The organism is Janthinobacterium sp. JC611 (assembly GCF_018682595.1).
Classification (GTDB): domain Bacteria; phylum Pseudomonadota; class Gammaproteobacteria; order Burkholderiales; family Burkholderiaceae_D; genus Janthinobacterium.
In genome coordinates, this window is sequence record NZ_JAFLJN010000054.1 from 21,758 (window position 1) to 28,484 (window position 6,727).

Consider the following 6,727-nt stretch of genomic DNA (forward strand, 5'->3'; position numbering starts at 1 on the left):
GGCGCACAGGCGCTTGCCTCACGCGTCCCATGAAATCTTGCTCCATGGCGTCGCGCCCCGCTCCGCCATTCTGACGGCCACTGCCTGCTTTCCTCACATGACGCCGCTTGTTCGTTTTACTAGTGGTAATTGGATAGTTGAAAGACAGTTACCAAAGAGGTAAAGTTCCCAAGAAATAAATAAAGTTGCTCAATAGAAATAATTAATTTATAATTTCCTTACGTAAATAATTACTTAAGGCAACATATGCACCTGCGCTTGACGCCATGGTGCGGTGTATTTTTGTTTAGCGGCACCCTGTGTGCCGCCGTGTCCGCGCAGACCCGTCCCGACATCGCGCCGCCCCTTCCCACCCCGCCTGGCAGCAGCCAGCGCGACGATGCCAGCCAAGAACTGATACGCCAGCAAGAACGCGAGCGCGTCCTGCGCCAGCAGCAGGAGCGCACGCCCGACGTGCGCCTGCTCGAGGCGCCTACGGCCGCGTCCGCCAACCGCCTGCCCGCAGGCGTATCGCCATGCTTTACCATCGACCACCTGGAGTTGCGGGGCGAGGACGCCGCGCAATTCCAGTGGGCGCTGGCCGCCGCCAGCCGCGATGACCTGGGCGCGCCGGACGCTGCGCTGGGCCGTTGCCTGGGCACGCAGGCCATCAATGTGCTGATGGGCCGCATGCAGAACGCCATCATCGCGCGCGGTTACGTCACCACGCGCGTGCTGGCCGAACCGCAGGACTTGAGCAAGGGTACGCTGGCCTTGAGCGTGATACCGGGGCGCATCCGCCAGATCGGCTTTGCGCCCGGCACGAATCCCCGCGCCACGTGGTGGAATGCCGTGCCGGCGCTGCCGGGCGACTTGCTCAACGTGCGCGACACGGAACAGGCGCTGGAAAACTTCAAGCGCGTGCCGACGGCCGAAGCCGATATCCAGATCATGCCGGCCGAGGGCGGCAATGCGAAGCCGGGCGAGAGCGACCTGCAGATCCAGTGGAAGCAGGGCTTGCCGTTTCGCCTGGCGCTGGGCCTCGACGATGGCGGTTCGCGCTCGACGGGCAAGCTGCAGGGCAGCGTGACCCTGTCGTACGACCACTGGCTGACCCTGAACGACCTGTTTTATTTAAGCCTGAACCAGAACGTCGACGGCAACCGGCACGGTCCGCGCGGCACCGGCGGCATGGTGGCCCATTACTCGATTCCGTATGCCTACTGGCTGCTGGCCTTTACGGCCAGCGACAGCCATTACCACCAGTCCGTGGCCGGCATCAGCCAGGACTACAACTACAGCGGCGCCAGCCAGAATCGCGAAGTCAAGTTGTCGCGCCTGGTGTACCGTGATGCGTCGCGCAAGACGACGGTGTCCTTGCGCGGCTGGCAGCGTTCCGCGCAAAACTTCATCGACGACACGGAAGTGGAAGTGCAGCGCCGCCGCATGGCCGGCTGGGAGCTGGGCCTTGGTCACCGTGAATTCATGGGCCAGGCCACCCTGGACCTGAATCTGCAGTACCGGCGCGGCACGGGCGCGATGGATGCGCTGGCCGCGCCCGAGGAAGCATTTGGCGAGGGCACGTCGCGCATGCGGCTGCTGCTGGCCGACGCGGCCCTGTCGGCGCCGTTCACGCTGGCTGGCCAGCCGCTGCGCTACACGGGCAGCTGGCGCATGCAGCACAACCGCACGCCGCTGGTGCCGCAGGACCGTTTTGCGATTGGCGGGCGGTATACCGTGCGCGGCTATGACGGCGAAAGCAGCCTGTCGGCCGAACGGGGCTGGCTGCTGCGCAACGAAGTCGGCATGCCGCTGGGCGGCAGCGGCCAGGAAGCGTATGCGGGACTCGACCATGGCGAAGTGGCGGGACCGTCCGCCGCATGGCTGATCGCGCGCAACCTGACGGGCGCCTTCGTCGGCCTGCGCGGCCAGTGGCTGGGCGTGCAGTACGACGCCTTTGTCGGCTGGCCCGTGCGCAAGCCCGACCTGTTCCGCACGGCCAGCCATACGGCCGGCTTCAGCCTGAACGCCAGCTATTAAAAAAAATTCCGATGTGAAACGCCGCTATCCGCCAGCCGTTCTCTTCTCCCTTTATCGCATTAATTGATTGTCATTTGGACATTTCATGAACAAGAACCTGTACCGCATCATCTTCAATAAACGCCGTGGCCAACTGATGGTCGTCGCCGAAAATGCTTCTTCGCAAGGTAAGGCGGCCAAGGGCGAGGGCAGCTTGACGCATGGCGTGTTTGAAGGCGATGGCGGTGGCGGGCCAAGTGTCAGTGTGAATGGCAAGTTGCGGCCGCTGGCGCTGGCCATATTCGGGGCGCTGGGCATGGTGAGTTTTGTCGCCGGGCCGGCCATGGGACAGATCGTGGCCGATCCGAACGCGCCTGGCCGCCAGCGCCCGACCGTGGTGCAAAGCGCGAATGGCGTGACGCAAGTAAACATCCAGACGCCGAGCGCGGCGGGCGTGTCGCGCAACACCTACAGCCAGTTCGACGTGACGGCGAACGGCGCCATCCTGAACAATAGCCGCGGCAATGTGCAGACGCAGACGGGCGGTTGGGTGCAGGGCAACCCGTGGCTGGCTGGCGGCAGCGCGCGCGTGATCCTCAATGAAGTCAATTCGGCCAACCCGAGCCAGCTGCGCGGCTATGTTGAGGTGGCGGGCCAGCGCGCCGAAGTCGTCATCGCCAATCCGGCCGGCGTCGCTGTCGATGGCGGCGGCTTTATCAATGCCAGCAGGGTCGTGCTGACGACGGGCACGCCGATCCTCAATGGCGGCAGCCTGGACGGCTACATGGTGCAGCGCGGCGTGGTCAGCATCAACGGCCGTGGGCTGGATACCTCGCTGAGCGATTACACGGCGATCCTGGCGCGCGCCGCACAGATCAATGGCGGCATCTGGGCGCAGGAACTGAAGGTGGTGACGGGCGCGAACCAGATCGACGCGGCGCATGACGTGGCGGGCGCTGCCGCTGGCGTGGGGCCGGCCCCAGCCTACGCGCTGGACGTGGCGCAACTGGGCGGCATGTACGCGGGCAAGATTACCCTCATCGGCACGGAAGCGGGCCTGGGTGTGCGCAATGCGGGCGTCTTGGCGGCCACGGCGGGTAATCTGGTGCTGCAATCGAATGGCTGGTTGAGTAACAGCGGCAATATCCAGTCGGCCGGCAGCGGCAGCCAGACCAGCATTGCCGTGACGGGCGACGTGGCCAATAGCGGCACCGTGTATGCCGGCGGCGACAGCCAGGTGCAGGCACAGGGCAATATTGCCAACAGCGGTGTGATCGGCGCGCAGAACAATGCCGAGGTGCACGCCACGGGCGCGGCGGCGCGCATCGATGCCACTGCCGGCTCGGTGCTGGCGGCTGGCTTGAATCTGGATAACACCTTGACGGCCAGCGGCAAGCTGAACGTTTCCGCTGGGGACACCATTGCCGTGCACGGCACGGCCGTGGCGGGCGGCGACAGCAGCCTGACGGCGCGCCAGCTCGATTTGACGGGTGCGCAAGTGTCGGGTGCGAATGTGCGCCTGGGCGCCAGCGCGGGCGACCTCGACGCCAGCCGCGCGCAGGTCAGCGCGCGCGAACGCCTGCAGTTGGATGCGGCGCGCACCGTGCGCAGCGATGCGGCGCAGCTGACGGGCCATCAGCTGGGCGTGAACGCGCACGACTTGTCGAACGTGGGCGGCCAGCTCACGCAACTGGGCGCCGGCGACCTGGCGATTCAATTGCCGGGAAGCCTGGACAATACACGCGGCGTCATCGCCACGAATAGCCAGGCCTTGCGCCTGCAAGCGGCCAGCCTGAGCAACCAGGACGGGCACATCCAGCATGCGGGCACGGGCGCGCTGGAGATCGGCGCAGCGCAAGTCAACTTGCAGCGCGGCAGCATCGTCAGCAACGGCGCCATGGCGCTGAGCGGGGAACAGGTCGACCACCGCGATGCCCGTACAGTGGCAGGGCAGCTCAGCATTGATGCCGGGAACCTGGACAACCGGGGCGGTAGCCTGGCGCAGAGCGGGCAGGGCGACACGCGCGTGCAGGTGCGCGGCGGGCTGGACAATCGCAGTGGCGCGCTGGAAGGCAATGGCGTCTTGAGCGTGCAAGCGGGCAATGTACAAAATCAGAAGGGCCGTATCGTCTCGGCCACGGACCTGGCGCTGTCGACTGGCGCGCTGGACAACACTGAGGCGACCCTGGCGGCGGGCCGTACACTGCGCCTGGACAGCGGCGACGTCGACAACACGCGCGGCCAGATCCAGGCGCTGTCGGGCGATGCGGCCTTGACGGTCGCAAAGTTGAACAATACGGCTGGCAGCGTGTTTGCTGGTGGCAATCTTACTACCAAGGCCAGCGAGGTACTCAACAGCGGCAACGTGTATGCGGCCGGCAGCCACGCGCTGCAGGTGAGCGGCGCGATCAGCAACAGCGGCGTCATCGCGGCGCAGGGCGATAACCGCATCGACGCCAGCCGCATCGGCAGCGCGACCGGCAGCCTGCTGGGCGCCGGCATCCGCGCCGACGGCAGCCTGGCCGGCAGCGGCCAGCTGCAACTGACGGCCACGCAAGCGATCGGCGCCCACGGCCAGAACCTGGCGGCCGGCAAGACCAGCATGCAGGCCACCGCCATCGACCTGAGCGGCAGCCAGACGGGCGGCGCGGCGATTACCCTGAACGCCAACGCCGGCCATGTCGTGACCGATAACGCACTGGTGACGACCACCGGCTTGCTGTCCGTGATGGCGGCCGGCAGCGGTCAGGCCCTGTCGAACGTGCGCGGCACCCTGAGCGCGGGCCAGCTGGACCTGAAAACGGGATCGCTCGACAACCGCGGCGGCACCGTGATCCAGACGGGCACGGGCGACACCACCTTGCAAGGCAGCACCCTCGACAACACGGGTGGGCGCATCGCCGTCAACAGCGCCAAGCTGGCGCTGACTGCGGAACAGGTGATCAACCGCGACGGCAGCATCGAACACGCGGGCACGGGCAGCTTGCACATAGCAGCAACGCGCTTCGATGACGAGCGGGGCAAGGTGACGGGCAATGGTGTAGTTGATATCCAGGCGGAAACGCTCGACCACCGCCAAGCCGTCACGTCGGGGCAGCAGGTAGCGGTGCAGGCCGGTCAGCTGGACAACAGCGACGGTACCCTGCAGCAGACAGGGCCAGGACAGATGCGCGTGGACGTGGCGCAGACGCTGGACAATACGCGTGGCAGCATCGCCGGCAATGGCAGCGTGCAGGTGCAGGCGGGCGTGCTGGACAATAGCAAGGGGCGTATCACCTCGGCGGCAGCCGCTTCTGTCGTCAGCAAAGACGCGCTGAATAATACCGACGGCGTTATTGCCGCAACCACTGGCCTGCAGGTGAGCGGTACTGTGTTGGACAACACGCGTGGCGTTTTGCAGGCGGACAATTTACGTCTGGACGCGGCGACCTTGCTGAACCAGCAGGGAACAGTGAGCGCCGGCACGGACCTGACGGCGCGCATCAGCGCTGATTTGAATAACGCCGGTCTGCTGTACGCGGGCCGGAACCAGCAACTGGCGGTGGGCGGCTTGCTGAACAACAGCGGCTCCATTGCCTCCGTTGGCAACACCAATATTTCCGCTAATAAAGTGACCAGCAGCGGTTTGCTGGGCGCTGGCGTGAAAGCGGACGGCAGCCTGGGTACGACGGGCGACTTGACCATCAACGCCGATGGCGTGTTGCAGGCGAGCGGACAGAACCTGGCGGCGGGCAGTGCGACGCTGACGGGTTCCAGTGTGGATATGTCGAACAGCCAGACGGGTGCGGCAAACATCGCCATCACGGCAAATACTGGCGATGTCGTGACGAACAAGGCCGTGATTTCCGCCAGCAATGTGCTGGCCATCACGGCCAATGCGAACAACGCCCAGTCGCTGGTGAATAGCCAGGGCCAGCTGGTCGCGGGGCAGTTGCAGCTGAACGTGGCCAATCTGAACAACGCCAGCGGCGAGATCGTGCAGACGGGCACCGGCGACACCGTCATCACCACAGGCAAGCTGGACAACACGGCAGGCCGCATCGCCGCCAACAGCCATAATCTGGCACTTAACGCGACGGTGTTGACGAACGTCAATGGCAAGCTGGAGCACGCGGGTGCGGGTCTGCTGGCCATCAACGCGGGCCAGTTCCTTAATCAATCCGGCAAGATCACGGGCAATGGCAAGCTGGATATCACGGCAGCCAGCTTCGACCACCGCAATGCGACGACGGTGGCCAATCAGTTGACGGTGAACGCCGGCACGCTGGACAACCGCGCCGGCAGTCTGGCGCAGACGGGCACCGGCCTGATGACGGTGAGCGCTACCGGCCAGCTGGACAACACGGGCGGCAAGATCGAAGGCAATGGCGATGCGTTGGTCAAATCTCAGGTATTGCTGAACAACACGGGCCGTATCGTGGCGGCGCAGGATGCCGGACTTACGGTAGGCAGCCTGGACAACACGGAAGGCACGGTGGCGGCGGGACGCCATCTGCAGCTGTCCGGTGGCGATATCGACAATACCAAGGGCCAATTGCAGGCAGTGGCCGGGGATGCCACGCTGAATGCTGGCAAATTCAACAATACGGCCGGCAACGTGTTTGCCGGCGCCAACCTGAACGCGACACTGGCCAGCCTCAACAACACGGGCAGCCTGTATGCGGCTAGGAATCAATCCCTGACCGTAACAGGCGCCATCACGAATACGGGCGTCATCGCGGCACAAGGC

The 6,727-nt window shown here is 65.2% G+C and carries 2 protein-coding genes; both read left to right on the plus strand.

Annotated features, from left to right (window positions below):
- Positions 1–246 precede the first annotated feature (246 nt).
- The gene (locus J0O65_RS25195) at positions 247–2,019 is read left to right on the plus strand and encodes a ShlB/FhaC/HecB family hemolysin secretion/activation protein (protein WP_215409908.1); all 1,773 of its coding nucleotides are present in this window, start codon (positions 247–249) and stop codon (positions 2,017–2,019) included.
- An 85-nt stretch (positions 2,020–2,104) separates the two neighbouring features.
- A partial coding sequence (locus tag J0O65_RS25200; protein WP_215409909.1) for a two-partner secretion domain-containing protein occupies positions 2,105–6,727 on the plus strand: 4,623 nt, incomplete at its 3' end.